The organism is Myroides odoratimimus (assembly GCF_038039805.1).
GTDB lineage: Bacteria > Bacteroidota > Bacteroidia > Flavobacteriales > Flavobacteriaceae > Flavobacterium > Flavobacterium odoratimimum_B.
In genome coordinates, this window is sequence record NZ_JBBPHK010000021.1 from 1 (window position 1) to 21,754 (window position 21,754).

Here is a 21,754-nt window from a genome sequence, read left to right on the forward strand (position 1 = left end):
CCCTCTTTCTCCGCTGAAAAGCCCGATAACACTCGTTATCGGGCTTTTTTTATGCGCTTGTGCACCGAAAGCGCACCTTTCATAAATATCTAAGACACTCATATTCCTACCTTCAAAACTACTTGCTCTTGCAGAGGGCTGGAAAACTACTCCGAAGTCGTTGTTTTTATTAAAATAGTAGATAGACTCAAAATATTGAGGGGTTTACGGATTTCCATGCTTCATATTGAGAATTATTTAATAAGTTTGAAGATTAAAACGTTCGTAATGCTGAAAAACTAATTACTAAATACTTATGATTGATAGAATTACACAAAGCTTATTGAAAGACTTTAGGAATAAATTTGATTTTGAAGATTTAAAGGAAAATGATTTATTTGAACATTTTGTAAATTATACAATTTTAGAAAAAAGATTAGAAGATAGAATAGATGGGGATTCACTAAATGCTATAAATATCGGTGTTAATGGAACTTTTGGTTTAGATGGTTTTGCAATTCTAATAAATAAACATCTTATAACTTCAATCGAAGACTTAAATGCAATATTAGATAATAATATAAAGCCTATAGCAGAAGTTTATTTTATTCAGGCTAAAACTTCTAATAATTTCGACGTAAAAGAAATAAGTTCATTCGGTAATTCAATTGAAGATTTTGTTTCAATCGAACAAAAATATTCATGGAATGTAAATGCTGTAAATCTTATAGAGTTATTTAAACATTTAACTTTAAGAGCTAATGATTTGGAATCTAATCCATCATGTCATATTTTTTATTCTACTTTAGGCGATTACGAAAATGATGTAAACACAGAAGCTGAAAAAAGTCGAATTTTAAAAAACATCAAAGACCAAAGAGTCTTTGGGAAAATAGAATTTTCATTTTTTGATTATGGTAACTTACAAAATGACTATAAAAAAATTGGACAGAAAATATCGAGAACATTTGCTTTTAAAGATAAAACCCTAATTCCTGATATTGACAAGGTAAATGAAGCTTATATTGGAGTTATCCCTGCAACTACGATTATTAATCTTATAGAAGAAGACTCGGAACTTATTACTTCAATTTTTTATGATAATGTAAGAGATTTTCAAGGGTTTAATAAGATAAATCAAGAAATAAAAAACACTATTACAGATGAAAAGCTAAAATATGCTTTTTCTGTTCTAAATAATGGTATTACAATAGTCGCTGAAAAACTTTCTACATCTAGAGATAATGTAACAATAACAAATTATCAGATAATTAATGGGTTACAAACTTCACGTGTACTTTTAGATTCAAAAGAATTTATAGACGATAAGATCTTTGTGACTCTGAAACTGATAATTACAGAGGACGAAAATCTTATATCAAAAATTATTCGTTCAACAAATAGACAAACAGAAGTTAAAGAAGAAGATTTATTAGCATATTCTGATTTTCAGAAAAAATTAGAAGATTTTTTCAAAACTTTTAATGACCCTGATAAATTATATTACGAACGCCGCTCAAAACAGTATAATGGAAGTAACGTGGATCCAAAACTCATTATTGATAAATCAACTTTAATAAAAACGATTGGTAGTTTTTATTTTCTAAAACCACACTTGGCTACTAGATATTTTGGAGCATTATTTAATGAGTTTGGTAAGCAATTATTCAAAGACAACCATAAATTATATCCATACTATACAGCAGCGATTATTTATAATAAGCTCGAAACTAAATTTAGAGCAAATGAAATAGATCGTAAATATAAGAAAATCAGATATTTTATATTAATGATGCTAAGATTGGAATATAGTTTAGATTATCCAAAATTTGAGGCAAATAAAATAGATAAATTTTGTATAGATTTAATATTACATTTTAACAATAGTAGAAACTTTGATGAAAAAATAAAAAATGTTTTAGATAAGATAGATTCTTTGGAATTAGATTTAGATAGTACGGAACTATCAAAATCAAATAAATTAGTAGAAAGTATAAAAAATATGTATTTTGAATAGTATTGCCAATAGCAGAGATTTTGTGAAATAATAGGTAATGTTGAACTTGTACGTTCGATATTTAATTCTAAAAAAAGTTAGCATAAATTACTATTCTATTGAAGATTGTTAATTTATTTCGTTTTGATTGTAATGTTGATAAAGTTGAATGAAAAATTTTAATTCCTGCTACCAATGACAAGTCTAGTAACGTTAGCAGCAAGCTCATCTTAACATTGCGAAATAAACAACTGAAATAATATGTATAAATATCATTTTCGTCCAGAATATGGATTAGAGAAACTTTTAATTGAAATTTATAATGGTGTCGAAAAAGAAGAATTTCTTTCTGATTTCCTTGATGCAATTAAAATATTAAAGCCCACAGTTGTAGACTTTGAGGATTTATGGATGAATGATGAAATTTTAATAAATGTAAATTCCGAAATGGGAGAATTTATTCTTTCAAAAGATACATGGGGTTTTGTTTTCCTAATGTCTGAAAATAACCAAGAATGTCTTTTTCGAATAAATTCAATTTTAGAAATCACTGAAAATTTTGAAAAAGTAGAAGTCGATTTTGAAGATTATAAATTAAAATAAAGCCTGTTGCTTAACATCTGATGAAATATACATTAGAGATAAACTAAAAACTTTTTTTCCTCAAAATCAATATTAAATAATATCTTTGATATAGAATCAAACGATTCCAATCATAGCATAAAACTTTCGTAATTAGGTGCGCGCAACAATTTAAAAAAGTGAACATCCTTATTTATAAAACATATGGTATAAAGAGGCTAACCCTCTTTATCCACAAAAATTAGATATGATCACTTTTTAAAAGTTATTAGGATAGTATAAAACCTATGATTCACAATGAGTTATAGGTTTTGTGTTTTTAAGGATATCGCATTTTATGCAAAAGTGTATTTAAAAAAAGACCATTAAAAATTAGAAGCCTAAATGCATATTGTTCGGGAATTTATGGGGCAGTCTTTGGATGTTCTTCGGAAAACAGCCCCTCAGTCCGAACAAATACTGAACTCTTCCGAAGGGCTTCCGAAGAAATAGGTGTGTTCAATATGTTTAGTCATTGATATTCAGTTGTTTGAATTTTTAAAAGTGGAAATAAACAGACTTTTTGGGAAATATCAAGAAGTATTTGGAAAAGAATGGAAGTAAATAGATTTTGTACTTTTGAGTTTTTATAGATTTGTAATCTAAGAAAAGGAGATATCATGCTTTTGGTTAAAGTAAGCAACTACTAAAAAAAGATGTACAGTTCTATAACCATAAAATATTACATAGTTCACTAGGAAAAAAATTTCTATGCAGAGACTAGTATCTATGTGTACCGGTTTAATGATCTTCTAGGAAATATAATACTGTCTTGTAGTTACAAGAGTAAAAATAAGGTAATTATGACTAATGAGGTTTTAGAATATCAAAAGATTTTAGTTTGGCTATCTGGTATTAGAAAAACGGAAAGTACTTCTTGCTAGTATATAAAAATATGTGTGAATATGGCTTTATTTATAACCCTTGATAATGTTTTTAGCCTATATGATCTTGATCCGGCTAGGAAAATAGATGGTATTGTTGTTTTTCATCAACACAGTAAGGCAAATCAAAACTATAAGAAACATAATCGTTTGTTTGAGGGACTGTTATTAGGTGTTGTATTAAAAGGGACAATGAAAACCCAAATTCATTTTTCTGAATATGAAGTCAAAAAAGGAGATATAGCTGTTGTTCCCCCACAGGTTATGATAGAGACAAAGTCTTTAAGTGAAGATGCAGAAATAGTAACTATTGGTCTTTCATTAGACTTTATTTCAACTTTTCCCATACTAAGAGAATTTGTAATGAATGATCAGATTCGTTGGCAACCGATTATAAGATTGGATTCCGAAGAGCTTCTTTTACAACAGGAGTTAATCAGGCTTATTGAGAAAGTATACAATAAGAAGCAAAGCTCTAATAAAATAGAAATGCTCAAGCACCTTGTTATGGCATTGATTAATTTGATTATAGAAAAGTATCAAGATGTGCCTAATACTAAAAGCCAAACAAAGAATCGAACACACGAAATTATCGATAACTTTTACTCTTTGGTTTCTAAATATGCTCATAAGCAAAGAAATGTGCAGTTTTATGCAGATAAACTACATTTAAGTACGCAGTACCTCTCGTCGTTTCTAAAACAAAATACAGGTAAGTCTACTTTGCAATGGATTGATCATGTACTCATATTACACGCTAAAACACTACTTAAATCATCAAGTTTATCAGTAAAAGAAATTAGTAATGAGCTGGAGTTTACAGATACTAGTGTGTTTTGTAGATATTTTAAGCGAAATACTGGGATGTCTCCTAAGTTATATCGAGAGGAAGAGTAATAAAGCTTAGAAATAGTACTTAAAACCTCTTAAATCGTCAATATCTCATTCTGGCACTCTGTTTACTTTTACCACATGAAAAAAACAGATAAAAAAGCTGCAGTAGGGTTTATCTTTCTTACTCTATTGCTAGATATAACAGGGTGGGGTATTATACTTCCTGTCGTTCCGAAACTGATTGGTGAGCTTATTCAAGGTGATATTAGTGAAGCTGCTACGTATGGTGGATGGCTTGGTTTTGCATATGCATTTACACAGTTTGTATTTTCACCTGTAGTAGGTAATCTTAGTGATAAGTATGGTAGACGACCTATTTTACTGATTTCTCTTTTTGGCTTTTCGATAGATTATGTTTTATTAGCTCTCGCACCTTCTATAGGATGGTTATTTGTAGGTCGTATCATAGCTGGACTGACAGGAGCTAGTATTTCTACGGCAAGTGCTTATATTGCTGATATATCTACTGATGAGAACAGAACAAAGAATTTCGGAGTAATAGGAGCTGCTTTTGGTCTAGGGTTTATAATAGGACCTGTGTTGGGAGGTTTATTAGGACATTATGGAGCGCGAGTACCTTTTTATGTAGCAGCTGTGTTATGTCTTCTGAATTTCCTTTACGGGTATTTTATGCTTCCTGAGAGTTTAGATAAAAGTAAGAGAAGGTCATTTGAGTGGAAACGTGCTAATCCGATAGGCTCTTTTCAGTTTTTATTTAAACATCCTAAAATTTCCAATTTAGTATTTGCTTTAGTGTTCGTCTATATTGGGCTACATGCAGTTCAGAGTAATTGGCATTTCTTTACGATGTATAAGTTTAGTTGGACAGAAAGGCTAGTGGGTATCTCATTAGGGATATTAGGATTGTTAATTGGGTTGGTACAAGGAGTATTAATAAGATGGAGTGCGCCTAAATTAGGAGAGCAAAAAAGCATCTATTTAGGGCTTTTATTTTATGCATTAGGACTATTATTGTTTGCTTTTGCAAATCAGGGATGGATGATGTTAGTCTTTTTAATACCGTATTCTTTAGGGGGTATTTGCGGCCCTTCTCTTCAGTCTTTAATTAGTAAGAGTATACCTTCTGATCAACAAGGTGAATTACAAGGTGCTTTAACAAGTTTAGTAAGTGTTACTTCTATTATTGGACCACCTATTATGACTAACTTATTCTATTATTTTTCCCATGAGAGTGCACCTTTTAAGTTCTCGGGAGCTCCGTTTTTATTAGCGTCGCTATTGATGTTTATCAGTGCTGTGTTTATCTATTACAGCTTTAAAAAGCATAAAAACTAAAGATTCGCAGTGCTATTGTGAAAAAAGTTATTAGATAGGAGTATTTAAGACAGTTTAATGATAAGTAGTCCAAGCAATATGCTTATTATTAAGATACCACCTGTGATAAGTACTCCTTGTCCTATATGCTTCATATATCTTTTTCCATCAAAGGTGAAGTCTTGAGGATGAATACTGAACTCTTTAAATACAGAAGGGTCTATTCTTAAATCAGGTCTAAAGCGAACGATACCCTCTATAAACTTAGCTCTTAACGCTCTTGCATTTTTGATTTGATAAACACTTCCAACATCTGCACCGTCAAATACAATTTCAGTTTGGACACCATCTATCCCTACAGCGAGTCTGTAAGTTTTATTTACAGGTACTAGATAGACATCATAGTACTCTGAACGGTAAGAGTATCCTAATTGATTATAAAGAATTTCAGCAGTACTTCCATCTTTTTTAGAAAAGTGGATACCTTGGTCATCTACCTTGATATTTCTTATGGCTACAGCCATTTTACTTCTAATATAACAGTAAAAACGATATAATACTATAGCCCAAATAGGGTAGTAGAATAACCCTATAATGACCAATGTCTTAATCTGCGTTGATACCAATAAGGGCAACAAAGCAAGGAGGACAAATAAGCTCACTAGCAGCGCGCCTCCACAAATATTGAAGACCCAAGTGAGCAGTACATTATCTTTAGAGTATAGTGATGAAAAATCGTTTTGATACTTCTTTTGCATTTGTCGAATATACAAAAAAAGTATAAAAGATGACTTTTCGAAGCGTTTTTTATTGAGTGAATGGGGTAACTATACTATATTGCCATAAATCTTCTTTGATGTTTTAGAACCAGCTTGCTTAATTAATCAAGAAGAGAATACACTTAAACACGAGTTCAGAATTAGAATATTTTCATATCACCATCTTTTATCCACTGTTTCTTTTTCATGATATAGTAGATTAGGTATGACAAAATCATCGGTAATATAATCTGTAAACCTAGTATAACTAGTATAATATAGGAAGTAGAGTAGGCCTCTTTCATTGCATTAAAGGTTCCTATCTGACCGACTAACCCACAGCTCCCCATACCTGATTCTAATGCTGTATTTTGCATGTTAAAGAACAAAATAGCGATTGGACCTAAAATAGCAGAGGCTAAGGTTGGTGGGATCCATATCTTCCAATTCTTATAAATATTAGGGACTTGTAACATACTAGTACCGATACCCTGTGCTAGTACTCCCTTTAGCCCATTATCTTTATAACTGATGGTCGCAAAACCTATCATTTGAGCACAGCAACCTATGGTCGCTGCTCCTGCTGCCAATCCATCTAGTTGTAACATGAGACATAAAGCAGCTGAGGAGATCGGTAAGGTAAGTACCATACCCACTACTACAGCAATAACCATTCCCATAATTAAAGGATTAGCCTCTGTAGAAAAGATGATAACCTGCCCAATCCATTGCATCAACTGATTAACACTAGGGCCGATCCATTGTGCTAAAGCTACTCCTACTAAAACCGTGACTATTGGTGTTATCACTATATCGATCCTTGTTTCACCTGCTACAGCTTTCCCGATTTCTACAGCAATAATAGTCGCGATAAATACACCTAATGGACCACCTAATTGATACGCTGCTACACCTACCACTGCAGATGAGAATAGTACTAGCTGTGGTGCTCTTAAACTATAGGCAATGGCTAATGCAATTACAGGACCTGTCGCCTGATTTGCAAATGGCCAAACGACCTCCTTTAAAAACGAAATGCCAAATTCTTCTCCTATCGTCTTTAGAATAGTTCCTACTAGTAGAGTAGCGAATAACCCGTAGGCCATAGCTCCCATAGCATCGATAAAGTATCGCTTGCTTGAAATCTGTATGTCTTTTCTTTGAAGAAATTGTTTCATTAAGTATTTAGTTTAATAAAGCACCTGTTTTAAGGCGCTATAATCGATGCGAAAGTATTAATAATTATAGTAGTAATGTTAATGTTATTCTTAAATTAGTGTCTTCATTAACAAATTAAAGAAATGAGTATTTTCAATACTTCTATCAAATCAATATTATTGCTATTCATCTTCCTTTTTCCTTCTTTTATAATGGCTCAGTCACCCGTTATACTAGATAAGATTACATCATTAGATAGTTATAAGAAACTGTATGAAACGAATACTTTTGATCATAATAACAGTTACTTTAAGTCTAATGATAAAGGGCAGTGGAATAATATACCTCTAGAGGATGTGTATTTTTATGAAGATCATCTGATGTGTTCTATTGATACATCAGTTAAAAATACAACTATTAAATTAATCGACTATTTAGAAAAAGCATACCTAAATAACTTAACAGTTGAGGAAATGTATTATGATGTTAAAGGATCTTTTTCTTATGGAATAGCATCAGAACTTTTTTAGGTTTACTATTGCTTTGCCTTAGGATTACTAGGGGTATTCTTGCAGGTTTCTACGACAAAACAGCCTTCTAGGCAAGGAAACCCAAGCAAAGTACTAGTAAACTCCTAGAAAGTGCAAGGAAAATAGATTATTAACCTTTTATAGCTATAGATTAAAAAATTGTGTAGGAGGTTAATTTATTATATATTTTAATATGCTCTTAACATATATGGAGTGAAAACACTCATATTTATTAAACTTAGTGCTCTTATTAGATAATAAAAGTTATTTATTACTAGATTTAGTACTATATACACAAGTAAGGTAGTTGATAATATGTAAATCATTATCACTATAAATAAATTTTAAATCTCTAATTAGATGATAATGAAAACTTTTTTAAAAGTATTATTACTTATAACTCCTATAACGTGTTTCTCACAAGTAAAGCAGACAGTACGCTTTCAAAACTTGTATGAGAAGGGGGTTCTAGAGAATAACTGGTATATAGAAAAAGGAGCTACTGAGTATAGTGTAGTAGTAGATAGCTTAAATAAAAAAGAGAAGTCTCTGTATATAAAATCTTCTGGTAATGATCAATCCTATTGTAGTGTGTTAAGCAAAATACCGAATGGGTATCAGGGAGATACTCTTATGCTATCTGCGCTCATTAGAAGTAAAGATATTGAAGAGGGAGATGCTAAGATTATGATTAATCTTTTAAAGAGAGGAAGTTCTATAAAATATGCTATGCTAGAACATAATGAGATAGTAGGAACGACAAATTGGAAAAGATATAGTGTGAAGCTTCCACTCGATACAGCTACAGATACGATTTTTATTGTTGGAGGATTACAAGGAACAGGAGAGGTGTGGTTTAAAGACTTTGAGGTGACACTAGATGGTAAGAATCTAAAAGAGCTAGAAAACGTTAAAAAATCACCTCCTAAAGCAGAACTAGATAATGAGTTTGATACTGGTTCTAAGTTTACAGTGGATAAAGTGAATGAGACGAGCGTAAAGAGGTTAGCAGAATTATGTAAGGTGTGGGGGAGACTTAAGTATACTCATCCAGATATCGCAAAGGGTAATTACAATTGGGATTATGAACTCTTTAGGATATTACCAATAGTAAAAAGAAATGACTTCCAAGAACAATTAGTACTATGGAAAAATCGTTTTGGAGAAGAGTCCTTGACAATTCCTAGCAACCACTATTATGTGGATTTTTTTCCAAATGTAGGTAATGCAATTTTTGAGAATGAGAAGAGTTATAAAGATATTAGTTTTGATGATCACGGTTATCGTTTATTAGCGCTATTTCGTTATTGGAATGTGATAGAATACTTTTATCCTTATAAAAACTTGATTTCTAAAGATTGGGATACAGTTCTAGAACAGTATATGTTCAAGTTGTTGTCTAGTAGAGATGAGTTAGAATATAAGATTGACCTGATGAAATTGACTAAAGAACTAGGGGATGGACATTCTTTCTTTAATGCAAAAGGAGATAGGCTGATGGGGGAGTATTTAGGTCTAAAGATTATACCTCTTAAAGTTAGGTTTATAGAAGGCAGATTAGTGGTCACAGAACTAATCAAGGGAAGAGAAGATGAGTTCAAAGTTCGCATTGGTGATGAAATAAAAACAATCGGAGGAAGAAGTGTTAAAGAAATAATGCAGGAAAGAGAAGGGTTCTATCCTTATTCTAATAATAACGCTAAGCTATATAATTTAGCAAGTTTTATGTTGAGAACGAATAAAGCAGAGTTAGAATTAGGATTGCGTAGTGAACAAGGCGATTTTAAAGAATCATTACCTACTGTTGATTTACATGACTTTGCTTTTTTTACTGATCCTTTAATTTCGCATCAGGACTTAGATAATAATCTAGGTTATCTCAATATTGGAGCTTTGAAGAGTGAAGAGTTGACTGATATTATGTCGCGTTTTAAATCTAAAAAGGGGATTATCTTAGACTTTCGTTCTTATCCGATTATTAGTTTAGGAGAGTTAATGAAATATTTTACCCAATCAGGAGTACCTTTTGTTAAATATAAAATGCCAAGCAAGAATGAATTAGGTAAATTAAATGACGATGAAAGTAAGACGTATGGTGATCCTAATCATTACTATCCAGGGAAAGTGTCTATTCTAGTAGATGAAAGTACAATGAGTGCATCAGAATTTAATGTGATGGGATTACAGACATCACCTAATGTAAAAGTAATAGGTACACAGACAGCTGGTGCAGATGGTAATATCAGTATTCTAATATTACCAGGGAATATACAAGTTATTTTCTCAGGTATCGGGATATATTATCCTGATGGCTCTGATACTCAGAAAGTAGGAGTGAGAATAGATGAAGAAGTTATCCCTACTGTACAAGCTCTAAAAGAAAAGAGAGATTTAATACTAGAAAAAGGAATTGAGAATTTGCTTTAAAAAAAAGAATATTTATGATTAGAGAATTTATAGCTACATTATTTGTCTGTTTTGGTCTTTCTGTATCCTTTGGACAAGTACAAGAATTAAGTAAAGAAGATTTTATCAATTCTAATTTTGAATCTTTAACTACGTTGAAGTCAGATTTAAAAGATGTCAGTATTGTTGGGCTAGGAGAGTCTTCTCATTTTATGGGAGAAACTTATAGAGCTAAAGTAAAAATGGTGAAATATCTTCATGAAGAATGTGGTTTTGACGTATTGGCTATAGAGTCACCATTATATGATGCGAAGGAGTATTATAATAATAGTATTAGTCAAAGAAAAGTAACAGGCGATGATTTTCTAAGAAGTGGAGCAATAAGTGGAGTATGGCTTTCAGATGATATGCTTGAGTTATTTAATTATATCGTTGAGACACAAAAAACAGATAGACCATTGATTTATGCAGGTTTTGATAATAGCTTCTTCCATTTGGACAGTCAAATTGATGAAAATTTCAGAAAGTTTATAACAAAGCTAAATGAAGCAACTATCTCTGAAATCACCACAGATAGTATTTTTATTTCTTCTTTAAATCATGCAGTAAGAAAATCATATTCAATTAAGCCACTACCAGTTTCTGATACTTTAGTGCTTCACAGTAAATTTGAAGAAATAAAAGAATCATTAGATAAATTAGAAGTTAAAGATAAATACTTTAAGTACTGGGAACAGATTTTAGTTAATCTAGAGTCTAGATACCGTATGAATTATAAGTTATATGACAGGGATTACATGATGGCTAAAAATGTTGACTATTTAGTTACCAATGAATATTCTAATAAAAAAATGATTTTATGGGCTGCAACAGTCCACTTATTGGCAGATAAAAATTCTACTCAAGACACTAAAAAGGGGGACAAGCAGTTTATGGGATATTTTTTAAAACAGAAATATAAAGAGAAGTACTACCATATTGCTTTTGTACCAAGTAGCGGTGTTACTGGTCTTAAAGGGTATTTAGGTGTAGGAAAGAAAAGAGCCGTTGCGGCTAAAGGCAGTATAGAAAGATATATAAAAGAATCAATAAAGGAGGAGTACGCCTTTATGTCTACTAGAACTGATTTGAGTAAAGAGATAGTTAATAACCATAAGATTAATAAGTCATTATTAATAGGATTGACCCCATATAAGAGCGATATATCTACTGTAGTGGATGGTTTTTTCTATATGAGACAAGAGTATTTACCTGAATTTAAAGAAAGAAAAAGAGTGTGGACTGAATTTAACGAAAGTAATTCTATCCCTTTATAGAATGAAAATAGTTTTAATAATACAAAAGTATGTACTTTTAGTATTGACCATTTGTTGTTAATTTAGACAAGCCTTAAGTAACTCTTAAGGCTTGTTTTTTATGATTATCCCAAAATATGCAATAGACATATAAACGGTAAGTAATTGTACAAAATAGATCTAAATGTGTGATACAAACATACAATAATATGGTTTTATAACTAATGAAGGAGTTATGAAGTAGAATGCTTTTGTAGTACTTGGCTAATTTTTGTTTCAGAATCATACTTTATATCTCTGAAAACAGGGGACTTCTATTTATATTTTTAGGCTATTGATTTATATAAACAATCCTAGATTTTGTAGATTGAAAAAATAGTCAGAATTTTGTACTCGTGAAATTTGCAATCGTCATATTATCCCTATTCATGTTATTCAAGCCAGTACTTCCGGTTGTTGAATATGTGGTGCTATATGATTATATCAAGGATGAACTTTGTGTGAACAGAGATAAGCCAGAGTTAGAATGTAATGGAATGTGTCATCTATCTAAAGAGATGGCTAATGCTTCTGATACCGGTAAAGATAAAAGTAAAAGCAATTTTGCTTCGGCAGAAATACAGCTTGTTTATTTTCAAGATATTGTAAATAACACATCTATTCATTTATTTAAGAATTATACGTTTAAGGCGTTCTTTAGCCTTGATAGTGTATATACTTATACTTTCAACAATTTCCTTTTTAGACCACCTGTCTAATAAACTATTGACTTTTAGTAGATTATTTGTTTCTGTACCTAATGTGATTGTTGGTCTAGATAGTAAGTAATCATATCCCATTTCATGTATAGTGGATTAGATATTGGTATAGTACATTGATGTGTAGGTACCAGTATAATCAGTTGTATCTTTTTGGTATGAGGTATCACTCTTTTGTGGTATGTACTACATGGTGCTAAGTGATTCTATAGGAGAGTTTCTATATCTACTTAGAAATACGATGTCTATATCTCTATGATGGCAAGCATCTACTGTATGCTTTTGGGGTAAAATAAGTAAAATAGTTTAACCGATGATATTGTCAATACACTTGATGATGTCCTTAATGCTGTACACTGATTTTGGGTTAAAAGATCAGGTGTATGATTTGATCTATAAAAGAGAATCATACAGATTCACCTAGTCATGTACGCACTTTTATATAACAATGAGAATCTTAACGTGGATAGTAGTACTGTTTCTGTTTACTACAGCTTGTACTATTGATAAAACAGATTATGAATCAGAAAGTAATATTACGACTCCTGAGCATAATGAATTTAAGGAAGTGGTCTCAATCGAAAAAGACAACTATACAATAAGCTTAGAAGCCCTTAATGGACATCTGTACAAAGGGTATAATGAAGTAAGATTAAAAATCACTGATGCAACTACAAAGCAAGTCGTGGAGAATGCAAAAGTGACATTCTTACCTATCTATACTACTGCAGAAGGGAAGATGCAGTCATGCCCTAATCTATATGATATGATGTATGATAAAGGAGAGAAAGTCTATAAAGGTTTCTCTGTTTTTACGCAAGAGAATACTCAAGGTGACTGGAGAGTAGAGATTACAATTAAGGACAAAAATCAAAGTGTTAAAGCGAGTCAGCTTATTTTCGTTGAAAAGCAAAACAATAAGAATCTTAATATGACTTCTTTTAGAGGGATTGACAATGAGGATTATATCATAGCATTAGTTGCACCTATAAAACCAAAGGTAGCAGAAAATGAACTTGTAGCTGGAATATATAAACTTAATGCTGGATACAGTAGCTTAAAAGATGCTTATACAGTAGTTGATAATTATACCTTATTACTAGACCCTAGAATGCCTGAGCCTTCGATGGGGAATCACTCTTCTCCTAATAATAAAGATCTAGTTCAACGCGAGGATAAGTTCTATTATGGTGTAGTGAACTATACAATGACAGGTAACTGGACATTGAACTTTATTATGCTAAATCAGCATGGTCGTATTCTAAAGGGAACGAATGTACCTAGTGACTTTACACCAGGTGTAGAAGGCAAGAAAAGTGAACTACATATAGATACCTTATTTTAATTATTATGAAACCTTTTATTACCATATTAATCTTAGGAGTTACAACAGCGAGTGTAGCACAAGATAATAAAGGCCTACAAGATAGTGTACCAACTGTGTTAGACGAAATTTCTATGCTAGTTCAAGCTAAGAAGAGAATAGAAACAGAGATGAAGATGGCTGTGTCTGTCGATGAGTTTTTGGCTTCTTCAGAACAAATAAGTTTTATCAAAAGAGGGGCTTATGCATGGGAGCCTATGCTGAATAATATGAGTACAGAACGCTCTACCTTGACTATTGATGGGATGCATATTTTTGGTGCTTGTACAGATAAGATGGATCCTGTTACTTCTTATGTAGAGAGTAATAATCTATCTACTATAGATATTAAATCTGGTCAAGAAGGAGGAATGCATGGAGCTACTGTGGCTGGGAGTATTGACCTTAAACGAAAAACGACAGCCTTTGGGATAGGACAGGTATGGACAGGTGCTTATCAAAGTGGATTCGAGTTTAATAATAAACAATTCTTTAATCTTGGTAATGTTTCGTTTTCAAGTGAGAAACTAGCCGGTGACGCTAGTATTGCTTATCGAGAGGCGAGTAATTATAAAGATGGAAATAACGATGAGGTAAAGCACTCACAGTATAAAAAGTTTAATACAGCATTAGGATTGGCTTATAAAACAGGTGGTTTATCTTCACTGCGAGCAGATGTTATTTTTGACGTTGCTAAAGATGTGGGTTTCCCTGCTTTACCCATGGACTTATGGCTTTCTCGTGCATTGATTACTTCTGTATCCTATAAACAATTATTTGAGGACAAATTTATACGTGTTTGGGATACCAAGGCTTATTTTAATGCGATAGAGCATTATATGGATGATACTACACGCCCAGAGAATTTGGTGCATATGGATATGCCTGGGTGGAGTACTACTTACGGGTTACTGTCTAAAGCAAACTTTAAAAGTGGGAAGTATTCTTCTGAATTACAATTGAACGCTTATAATAATCTCTCTATTGCAGAAATGCGTATGTACCCACAGGATCGCTCTAAACAAACGATGTTTGCGTATAGTTGGCCATGGGTAACAACGACCTATGCAGGGGTATCATTGAACAATACGATAGAGTTCTCGGATGATCATAGACTGAATTTCGGAGGATCAGCAGGAATAAACTATAATTACTCAAAGTATATAGAGTTTAACTGGATTTTCCATCCAGGAAGCCCACAAGAGAAAACAAGGTTCTTACCAAGTCTACACACCAGTTATGAAATGGATATTAATCGATTTAATTTCTCTGTTGGTCTAGGGTATGGGCATAGAGCGCCTTCTGTGTCGGAAGCTTATGGATATTATATCTACAATAGTTATGATCGCTATGATTACATCGGAAATCCTAATTTAAAAAATGAGATTTCTAATGAGTTAAATGCAAGTGTTGGATATAAAGGAGATAAGTTTTCACTACAAGCTAAGGTGAATTACTTTCATATCAAGAATTATGTTATCGGAAGAATATTGAGTTTAGGTAGTCCGATGAATTATCAATCAGTAGGAGTAAAAGGATATACTTCTTTAGACTATGCTACACTGTTTAACTTCGCTCTTAATGCAGACTATCATATTATGGATGATTTGCATTGGAAAGGTGGTGTGACGTATGCTAGAGGTCAAGATAACGAGAAGGGAAACTTGCCTTTCATTAGACCGTTTAGTTATCAAACGTCTTTACACTATCTATTTAGAGATTTTAGTATACAGACTTCTATGAATGGTGATGCGAAACAACGAGATTTTAGCCCAGAATACGGAGAGAGTTTGACTCCATCCTACACGATTTGGAATGCTTCAGTTGATTACACTTTCTATATCAAAAATTTTAAAACAGTGTTTCAAGTAGGAGCAGAGAATCTACTTAATGAGTACTATAGTACTTATGCAGATTGGGGTAATATCCCTAGAATGGGACGTAATATATTCACGTCTCTAAAAATAAACTTTTAAGAAAAACCTAATAAATAAGACAAATGAAAAATTTAATAAAGAGCTTTTTACTATTTGCAGCTTCATTAGCTGTTGTTTCTTGTTCTAATGATGATAGTAACGCTGTTGCTAATACTGTGACTTTAGAGTTTACAAATACATTCAAGGATAAAGTAATTGTTCTAGGTGATGCTAGTTCTTCTTCTGCTACTATTAATATATCTGCAGAGGGACAAGAGCATCAATTTTCTGAATTAAAATATGTGATTAGTAATATTCGTCTAATTAAAAATGATGGAAAAGAGATTCCTTATCATGTGAATGATTTAGATAAAGGAGCAACTGTTGTGAATCAAGCGAAGACAGAGACATTAAATTATTTATTAACTAATATCCCTAGAGGAGAGTATAAACAAATCAAATTTGGTCTAGGTGTACGCAGTGATCTAAATGTTCTTGATCAAATTAAGTTTCCTATTTTTTATGCTAATGCTGGGGCTAATGATACAGAAATGATGTGGGAATGGGGAACAGGATATCGTTTTACTAAGATAGAAGGTTTCTACGATGCTGATAAAAAGCAGATGTCTATACACACAGGAAGTACTCTAGATGATGGAGATAATGGTGAACTAATACAAGGTGTGGACGCTTATAGAGAGGTAGTCTTAAACTTACCAACGCATGCAGTGGTAGGAAGTTCTGCACCAACGATTAAGATTAAAGCTGACTTTGATAAACTATTAACTGGGAAATCGAATACAATTAAACTAAGTACAGGTAAAGGACCAAATGATAATGCTACACCTAATATTCATACAGCATTACAAATGGTGAAGTTCGTAGATAATTTAGGAGGAAATGGAACGAGTGATGTTACTGGAATGTTCTCTATTATCAGTGTAAAATAAGAAATACAAGTATAGAAGAGCTGTTATGGATATAACAGCTCTTTGTTTTCTAAAGGGTTTTATATAATTGCTATTACAAATGAAAACAACAACAAAAATAAGTGTACTATTACTTCTACTGTGCTTAATCTCCTGTAGTAAGGGTGAGTATGAAGATATTGTGATTGACAATCCAGAGATAGAGTTAGGAATTCCTACTTATTTTCCAGAGAGGAACTCCGCTGCTTTAAAAAATAAACCTACAAAATATGGAGTTGAATTAGGAGAAAAACTGTTTACAGATCCAAGGTTGAGCAAGGATAATACGATTTCCTGTTCTAGCTGTCATATACAAGAATCAGCTTATGCAGATCATCACGCTCAAGCAATAGGTATAGAAGGAAGGGTAGGGCTTCGCAATGCACCTCCTATTCAGAATTTACTCTTTATGAAATATTACAATTGGGACGGGAGCAAACTTCAATTAGAGAATCAACCTATTGTACCTATTATCACACATGAAGAGATGAACTCTTCTATCGTAGAAGTACTAGATAAAATAGGAGCTGATATAGAGTATAAAAAGCTGTTTAAAAAAGCTTATGGAGATGAGTCTATGACTCCAGAAAGAATATATAAAAGTATCGCTCAGTATGAGTATACACTAATCTCTGCTGATAGTAAGTACGATCGTGTTCAGTTAGGACAAGAGGAATTTACTAGTCAAGAGGCATATGGGTACAAGGTGTTTACTCAGAAGTGTAGTAGCTGCCATAGTGGAGCACTTTTTACAGATCAAAGCTTTAGAAATATTGGTTTTCCTATCAACCCAGATAGTAATGAAGCAGGCAGAGCTAGAGTAACAGGTGATTTAAAAGACTATATGAGTTTTAGGGTACCTTCTCTTCGTAACATTGAATATACTGCACCTTATGGAAGCTTTGGGCAGTTTAGTTCTTTAAAAGAGGTGTTGGATTACTTTGATAACGGTGTATTAGATGCAGATAACTTAGACCCTATTTTCAAAGGGGCTAATAATCGTATCTCGCTTAGTGAAGAAGAGAAAGAAGCTTTAATTACTTTTATGTCTACTTTAAGTGATTCTAAGTTTATTGGCAAGTAATGTGTTGGTTGTTATATAAAGTGTTTGTTGGTTGTTTTTTAATAGTTAGGATATTCTTTTATAGCTAGTTATTTTAATTGAATACTTAACAAAAAATGTAACAAAAGAGAATATTTAACTACTTACTAGTTGGATAAGGCATTTAAAACTAAAAAAGATGAATAAGACAGATTACACACATTATAGTATTGAAGAATTAAAACAAAAAGAAAAACAGTCAAAAGTATTAGCTGGTTTATTGGTAGGGATGCTTCTTGTTCTCTTGGTGTTCTTGGGATATAGTGCTTTGACAAAAGGTTTCAATGCTTTAATAGCTGTTCCTTTTGCACTTTTTCCAATTGCGATAAGCTTATTCACTACTGCTAAAAATATTAGAAAAGAGATAGAATCTAGAAAAGAGAAATAACTTGCTCCACTTATTTAGTTTCTTCTTCAAGGTTTTTATGCTCAGCTCCCCATTTGCCTAACGCTTTAATGATGGGAGCTAGCTTTAGACCTATAGGTGTAAGTTCGTATTCTACTCTTGGCGGTACTTCTGGATAGATAGTGCGGATAATAACCTTATTCTCTTCTAATTTGCGCAGTTGAAGAGTAAGGACTCTTTCTGTAATATTTGGTAATACCTTTTTAATCTCTCCAAAACGCATCTTCCCTTCAAGTAAATAACAACAAATAGCCATCGTCCATTGCCCTCCAATTATACTTGTGGCATATACCTCATTACATTCATTTTCAAGGGCTTTTTTGTTTTCGAAATGAGTAGAAGTCTCCTTAATTTTGGTCATACTTACTTTTTTGATAGTATCTAACAATTGGCCGCTAAGGTACAAAAAGCTGTTTGAACTCCCTATTTTTGCGGTAGTAATAACGATTAAAGCTAAGAAATGATGCGTACATTAGTGATCTTAATCCATCCTAATTTTGGAGAATCTATTGTAAATAAGTTATGGTTAAAGTAGTTAGAGCAATATCCTGAATGATACTTTATTCATAATTTACACAGTGAATATCCTGATGGAATACTTGATATTCAAAAAGAACAAGAATTGATAGAAGCCTATGACCATATTGTATTTCAATTTCCTTTTTACTGGTTTAATTGTCCTCCTTTGTTTAAAACGTGGTTAGATGAAGTATTGACTTATGGCTGGGCTTATGGTAGCCAGAGTGGTTATAAGATGAGTAATAAGAAAATAGGATTAGCTATATCAGCAGGAATTGATGAGCAGGAATATAGTGCAGAGGGAAAGTATAAATATACTTTAGAACAACTGTTAGCCCCTTATGAAGTAACCTTTAATTACATTAAGGCTGATTATCAAGGATTCTATGCATACTATGGTATAGAGCAGGATAGCTCAGTAGAAACCATCAAAAACAGTGTAATTCCTTACGTACAATTTATAGAAACAATATAATATTTTAAAAACTAGATAATGACATTAGAATTATATCAAATAGATGCCTTTACAGAACATATTTTTCATGGAAACCCTGCTTGTGTTGTACCCTTGAAAAGTTGGTTACCAGACGAGGTATTATTTAAAATAACAAGAGAGAATGCGGTTGCAGAGACAGCTTTCTTTATAGATAATGGAGATAGTATTCATTTGAGATGGTTTACTCCTGAGATAGAAATGGACTTATGTGGTCATGCTACATTAGCTACAGCACACTGTCTATCAAGTATATTAAAATATCCAAAGGACAGAATTGTATTTGATACCAAGAGTGGTGAGCTAATCGTAGAGGTTAAGGATGGAATGTACTATATGGACTTTCCATCAAGAATGCCAGAAGCTTCAGCATTACCAGATGTTATCGCTAAATCACTTAATATACAGCCTAAAGAAGTCTTCAAATCTAGAGATTATATCTTAGTCTATGAGTCAGAGGAGGATGTAAAGAATATTAAAGTGAATCAATCTGTTTTAGATTTAATCAACTTAGATCCAGGAGGAGTGGTAGTAACCTCAGTAGGAGAAGAGAGTGACTTTGTTTCTAGATATTTCACACCTCAATCTACTATTCTTGAGGATCCCGTAACCGGATCAGCACATTGTTCTCTTATACCATTCTGGTCATCACGATTAGGAAAGCATACACTTTTTGCAAAGCAAATATCAGAAAGAGGAGGTGAGCTATACTGTGAGAATAAAGCCGAAAGGGTAATCGTAGCAGGTAAAGCAAGAGTTTATTCTAAGGGACAGTTTTGGATAGAATAATATAACTCAAAACGAGGATAAGTAAAGTTTATCCTCGTTTGTATTTTATGGGGGAGGTTTACTTAAAACTTAGTTTTACCCAAGGGCTTTTCTTATTGAAGAGTAATTTTTCAGCAATCATCATTATTCCTTCATTGCCACAATCAGTTCCGCCCCACATTCCTCTACCGATAATATAACTTTTTGAGAATTCATTCCAATTATTAAATTTCTCAATTGCCATATTATAGGCTTTATTAATGTAGTTCCATGCTTCTTGTTCAGAGAGATAACCAGCATCGAAACATAATCTACTTAGAAAAACTAATCTCCCACAATCCCAACCAATGTTACCATAACTTCTTAAGTCTGACATTGACGATATAATATTATTTTTAATTAAGTCGTCATAGATATCTTGGAGGTTGTCTAATTGATCATAGGCTTTTTCAATATCTTCATTATTGCTAAAGCTACTTTGAATGATAGTATTTTTTTGTAGTTCATTTGAAATTTCAAAACACTTGAGTACGGTATCAAAATAGTAGTTAAAACCTTTATTAGCTAAATAATCTAATTTGTTCTTTGCCATAGAAGAATTATCTATGCCCCACCATTGTGATAAAATAGTATTGATATGATTCTTATCTAAACCTGTAATTAGGGAGTTAATATAGGCTGTTTGTTGTTCACTATATAAAGCACCAATTGCAAGCTTTCGGTACTGTTCGTCATTTATAGTCTAGTGATTATTAATATAAACTTGATTAAATATTGCTTTAGTTTTCTTTTTAGCTTTTTTAATAAAAGGTATGAATTTAGCAAACAAAAAGTAGAGAAGAACTATTCCTCCTACATAGATTAGTATATAATTATCCATAAACAATGTTTTATTACGGTACTATTTTTAATTCTACAATGACTGATTACTTACAGTGTATTTCTTAGTGACAGAAGGAGATTAGTTCTAAATTATTATCAAGGCAATAATCAATATTGTCTAAGATACCTTTTAGATGCGCATAAGTGAATTCTCTATCCTCAGGATCATCTTCTAGTTCTGCGATTTGTTCTTCAGTAATATTAAGGGATAAGAGTTTTGTCTTTAACTCCTGTAATTGAGGCTGTCTAATCAAACCAATTAGTGGCCAATCATCTATTTTGGGAATAGGAAATGGATGACTATTGTCTGCCAAAAGGTATTCTTCAATCTCGATATCTTTTATAGAAAAGTCTTCTATTAAGACCTTGTTAATCAAGTCTGTTTCATACCCTAGTTTAATTTCTTGGCCATAAGGAAGTTCTTTTCCTAAATTATCACAAAGCCCTATTAGAGCATATCCATAAGCATAGTTGGACTTATGGTTGAAAGGATTGTTTTGGATAATGTCAATTAAAGCTTGACCAGGTGCAGTTTCAAAATCATCTACCTCAAAATCACTATAGTCTTGAAAGACATCATTTTCTTCTACTTCTTTTTGTAGTGTAGAATCTTTAGAACCAAAAGCATTTAGTATTTGATCTGTTTTAATGCCATAAGAAAAAATATAATATCCCATATCTTGATTAGTTTTTTGTTTTTAACAAAAATATGTATTAATTAATATTCTTTTTGTTGAAATTGTAAAATAATAGATTGTGTTGCTTATGGTGCTATAAAAGATA

19 protein-coding genes and 1 pseudogene are annotated in these 21,754 nt (G+C 32.3%); 15 read left to right on the forward strand and 5 right to left on the reverse strand.

The features are described 5' to 3' along the window. Positions 1-295: 295 nt before the first annotated feature. The 4 genes from AABL85_RS13955 (at position 296) to AABL85_RS13970 (ending at position 5,670) form a co-directional block, all read left to right on the forward strand. Positions 296-1,996, forward strand: a complete 1,701-nt coding sequence (locus tag AABL85_RS13955) for an AIPR family protein (RefSeq protein WP_341310514.1) — start codon at positions 296-298, stop codon at positions 1,994-1,996. 240 nt (positions 1,997-2,236) lie between these two features. Then, complete coding sequence (locus AABL85_RS13960; RefSeq protein ID WP_341310515.1) at positions 2,237-2,578, forward strand: hypothetical protein; 342 nt, start codon at positions 2,237-2,239, stop codon at positions 2,576-2,578. A gap of 923 nt (positions 2,579-3,501) precedes the next feature. Beyond that, positions 3,502-4,377 (forward strand): AraC family transcriptional regulator, encoded by an 876-nt coding sequence (locus AABL85_RS13965; protein WP_341310516.1) that lies wholly within the window; start codon positions 3,502-3,504, stop codon positions 4,375-4,377. A gap of 75 nt (positions 4,378-4,452) precedes the next feature. Further along, positions 4,453-5,670, forward strand: coding sequence for a TCR/Tet family MFS transporter (locus tag AABL85_RS13970; RefSeq protein ID WP_341310517.1), 1,218 nt, complete (start codon positions 4,453-4,455; stop codon positions 5,668-5,670). Positions 5,671-5,714: 44 nt separating this feature from the next. Here AABL85_RS13970 and AABL85_RS13975 read toward each other — a convergent pair whose 3' ends face one another. Further along, the gene (locus AABL85_RS13975; protein WP_341310518.1) at positions 5,715-6,407 is read right to left on the reverse strand and encodes a hypothetical protein; all 693 of its coding nucleotides are present in this window, start codon (positions 6,405-6,407) and stop codon (positions 5,715-5,717) included. A gap of 161 nt (positions 6,408-6,568) precedes the next feature. Next, entirely contained in the window at positions 6,569-7,585 is a 1,017-nt protein-coding gene (locus AABL85_RS13980) for a PTS sugar transporter subunit IIC (RefSeq protein WP_341310519.1), read from the reverse strand. Between the two features lie 123 nt (positions 7,586-7,708). On the opposite strand from AABL85_RS13980, the gene AABL85_RS13985 reads away from it, so the two are divergent. From AABL85_RS13985 to AABL85_RS14025, 9 genes are all read left to right on the forward strand, one after another. Further along, positions 7,709-8,095 (forward strand): hypothetical protein, encoded by a 387-nt coding sequence (locus AABL85_RS13985; protein WP_341310520.1) that lies wholly within the window; start codon positions 7,709-7,711, stop codon positions 8,093-8,095. A 366-nt stretch (positions 8,096-8,461) separates the two neighbouring features. Beyond that, positions 8,462-10,522 carry a S41 family peptidase gene (locus AABL85_RS13990; RefSeq protein ID WP_341310521.1) on the forward strand — a complete coding sequence of 687 codons (2,061 nt, stop codon included), beginning with the start codon at positions 8,462-8,464 and terminating at the stop codon, positions 10,520-10,522. A gap of 14 nt (positions 10,523-10,536) precedes the next feature. Then, a complete protein-coding gene (locus AABL85_RS13995) occupies positions 10,537-11,817 on the forward strand; it encodes an erythromycin esterase family protein (RefSeq protein WP_341310522.1) in 1,281 nt (426 codons plus the stop codon). Positions 11,818-12,224: 407 nt separating this feature from the next. Continuing rightward, positions 12,225-12,554 carry a hypothetical protein gene (locus AABL85_RS14000; protein WP_041891990.1) on the forward strand — a complete coding sequence of 110 codons (330 nt, stop codon included), beginning with the start codon at positions 12,225-12,227 and terminating at the stop codon, positions 12,552-12,554. 448 nt (positions 12,555-13,002) lie between these two features. Then, positions 13,003-13,899 (forward strand): hypothetical protein, encoded by an 897-nt coding sequence (locus tag AABL85_RS14005; RefSeq protein WP_341310523.1) that lies wholly within the window; start codon positions 13,003-13,005, stop codon positions 13,897-13,899. A gap of 5 nt (positions 13,900-13,904) precedes the next feature. Continuing rightward, positions 13,905-15,893: a TonB-dependent receptor domain-containing protein gene (locus AABL85_RS14010; RefSeq protein ID WP_341310524.1), complete on the forward strand. Its 1,989-nt coding sequence runs from the start codon at positions 13,905-13,907 to the stop codon at positions 15,891-15,893. A 23-nt stretch (positions 15,894-15,916) separates the two neighbouring features. Next, positions 15,917-16,783: an MbnP family protein gene (locus AABL85_RS14015; protein WP_341310525.1), complete on the forward strand. Its 867-nt coding sequence runs from the start codon at positions 15,917-15,919 to the stop codon at positions 16,781-16,783. A 79-nt stretch (positions 16,784-16,862) separates the two neighbouring features. Next, positions 16,863-17,885, forward strand: a complete 1,023-nt coding sequence (locus AABL85_RS14020; RefSeq protein WP_341310526.1) for a cytochrome-c peroxidase — start codon at positions 16,863-16,865, stop codon at positions 17,883-17,885. 157 nt (positions 17,886-18,042) lie between these two features. After that, complete coding sequence (locus tag AABL85_RS14025) at positions 18,043-18,291, forward strand: hypothetical protein (protein WP_341310527.1); 249 nt, start codon at positions 18,043-18,045, stop codon at positions 18,289-18,291. Between the two features lie 10 nt (positions 18,292-18,301). On the opposite strand, the gene AABL85_RS14030 is transcribed toward AABL85_RS14025, so the two are convergent. Further along, positions 18,302-18,670, reverse strand: a complete 369-nt coding sequence (locus AABL85_RS14030) for a winged helix-turn-helix transcriptional regulator (RefSeq protein ID WP_006260142.1) — start codon at positions 18,668-18,670, stop codon at positions 18,302-18,304. A 102-nt stretch (positions 18,671-18,772) separates the two neighbouring features. Between AABL85_RS14030 and AABL85_RS14035 the strand changes: the two are divergent. Together AABL85_RS14035 and AABL85_RS14040 are read left to right on the forward strand one after the other, a co-directional pair. Next, positions 18,773-19,303 (forward strand): annotated as a pseudogene (locus AABL85_RS14035) (NAD(P)H-dependent oxidoreductase). Positions 19,304-19,321: 18 nt separating this feature from the next. Continuing rightward, positions 19,322-20,110 carry a PhzF family phenazine biosynthesis protein gene (locus AABL85_RS14040; RefSeq protein WP_341310528.1) on the forward strand — a complete coding sequence of 263 codons (789 nt, stop codon included), beginning with the start codon at positions 19,322-19,324 and terminating at the stop codon, positions 20,108-20,110. 58 nt (positions 20,111-20,168) lie between these two features. On the opposite strand, the gene AABL85_RS14045 is transcribed toward AABL85_RS14040, so the two are convergent. Further along, positions 20,169-20,828, reverse strand: a complete 660-nt coding sequence (locus AABL85_RS14045) for a DUF1266 domain-containing protein (RefSeq protein ID WP_341310564.1) — start codon at positions 20,826-20,828, stop codon at positions 20,169-20,171. A 205-nt stretch (positions 20,829-21,033) separates the two neighbouring features. Next, a complete protein-coding gene (locus AABL85_RS14050) occupies positions 21,034-21,648 on the reverse strand; it encodes a DUF7691 family protein (protein WP_341310529.1) in 615 nt (204 codons plus the stop codon). Positions 21,649-21,754 lie beyond the last annotated feature (106 nt).

Coding starts and splice junctions, on each gene's coding strand:
- AABL85_RS14005 (WP_341310523.1), top strand. CDS start 13,003: ATGAGAATCTTAACGTGGATAGTAGTACTGTTTCTGTTTACTACAGCT.
- AABL85_RS13995 (WP_341310522.1), top strand. CDS start 10,537: ATGATTAGAGAATTTATAGCTACATTATTTGTCTGTTTTGGTCTTTCT.
- AABL85_RS13965 (WP_341310516.1), top strand. CDS start 3,502: ATGGCTTTATTTATAACCCTTGATAATGTTTTTAGCCTATATGATCTT.
- AABL85_RS14030 (WP_006260142.1), bottom strand. CDS start 18,670: ATGACCAAAATTAAGGAGACTTCTACTCATTTCGAAAACAAAAAAGCC.
- AABL85_RS13960 (WP_341310515.1), top strand. CDS start 2,237: ATGTATAAATATCATTTTCGTCCAGAATATGGATTAGAGAAACTTTTA.
- AABL85_RS14015 (WP_341310525.1), top strand. CDS start 15,917: ATGAAAAATTTAATAAAGAGCTTTTTACTATTTGCAGCTTCATTAGCT.
- AABL85_RS13970 (WP_341310517.1), top strand. CDS start 4,453: ATGAAAAAAACAGATAAAAAAGCTGCAGTAGGGTTTATCTTTCTTACT.
- AABL85_RS13985 (WP_341310520.1), top strand. CDS start 7,709: ATGAGTATTTTCAATACTTCTATCAAATCAATATTATTGCTATTCATC.
- AABL85_RS14000 (WP_041891990.1), top strand. CDS start 12,225: ATGTTATTCAAGCCAGTACTTCCGGTTGTTGAATATGTGGTGCTATAT.
- AABL85_RS14020 (WP_341310526.1), top strand. CDS start 16,863: ATGAAAACAACAACAAAAATAAGTGTACTATTACTTCTACTGTGCTTA.
- AABL85_RS13980 (WP_341310519.1), bottom strand. CDS start 7,585: ATGAAACAATTTCTTCAAAGAAAAGACATACAGATTTCAAGCAAGCGA.
- AABL85_RS14040 (WP_341310528.1), top strand. CDS start 19,322: ATGACATTAGAATTATATCAAATAGATGCCTTTACAGAACATATTTTT.
- AABL85_RS14050 (WP_341310529.1), bottom strand. CDS start 21,648: ATGGGATATTATATTTTTTCTTATGGCATTAAAACAGATCAAATACTA.
- AABL85_RS13990 (WP_341310521.1), top strand. CDS start 8,462: ATGAAAACTTTTTTAAAAGTATTATTACTTATAACTCCTATAACGTGT.
- AABL85_RS13955 (WP_341310514.1), top strand. CDS start 296: ATGATTGATAGAATTACACAAAGCTTATTGAAAGACTTTAGGAATAAA.
- AABL85_RS14010 (WP_341310524.1), top strand. CDS start 13,905: ATGAAACCTTTTATTACCATATTAATCTTAGGAGTTACAACAGCGAGT.
- AABL85_RS14025 (WP_341310527.1), top strand. CDS start 18,043: ATGAATAAGACAGATTACACACATTATAGTATTGAAGAATTAAAACAA.
- AABL85_RS13975 (WP_341310518.1), bottom strand. CDS start 6,407: ATGCAAAAGAAGTATCAAAACGATTTTTCATCACTATACTCTAAAGAT.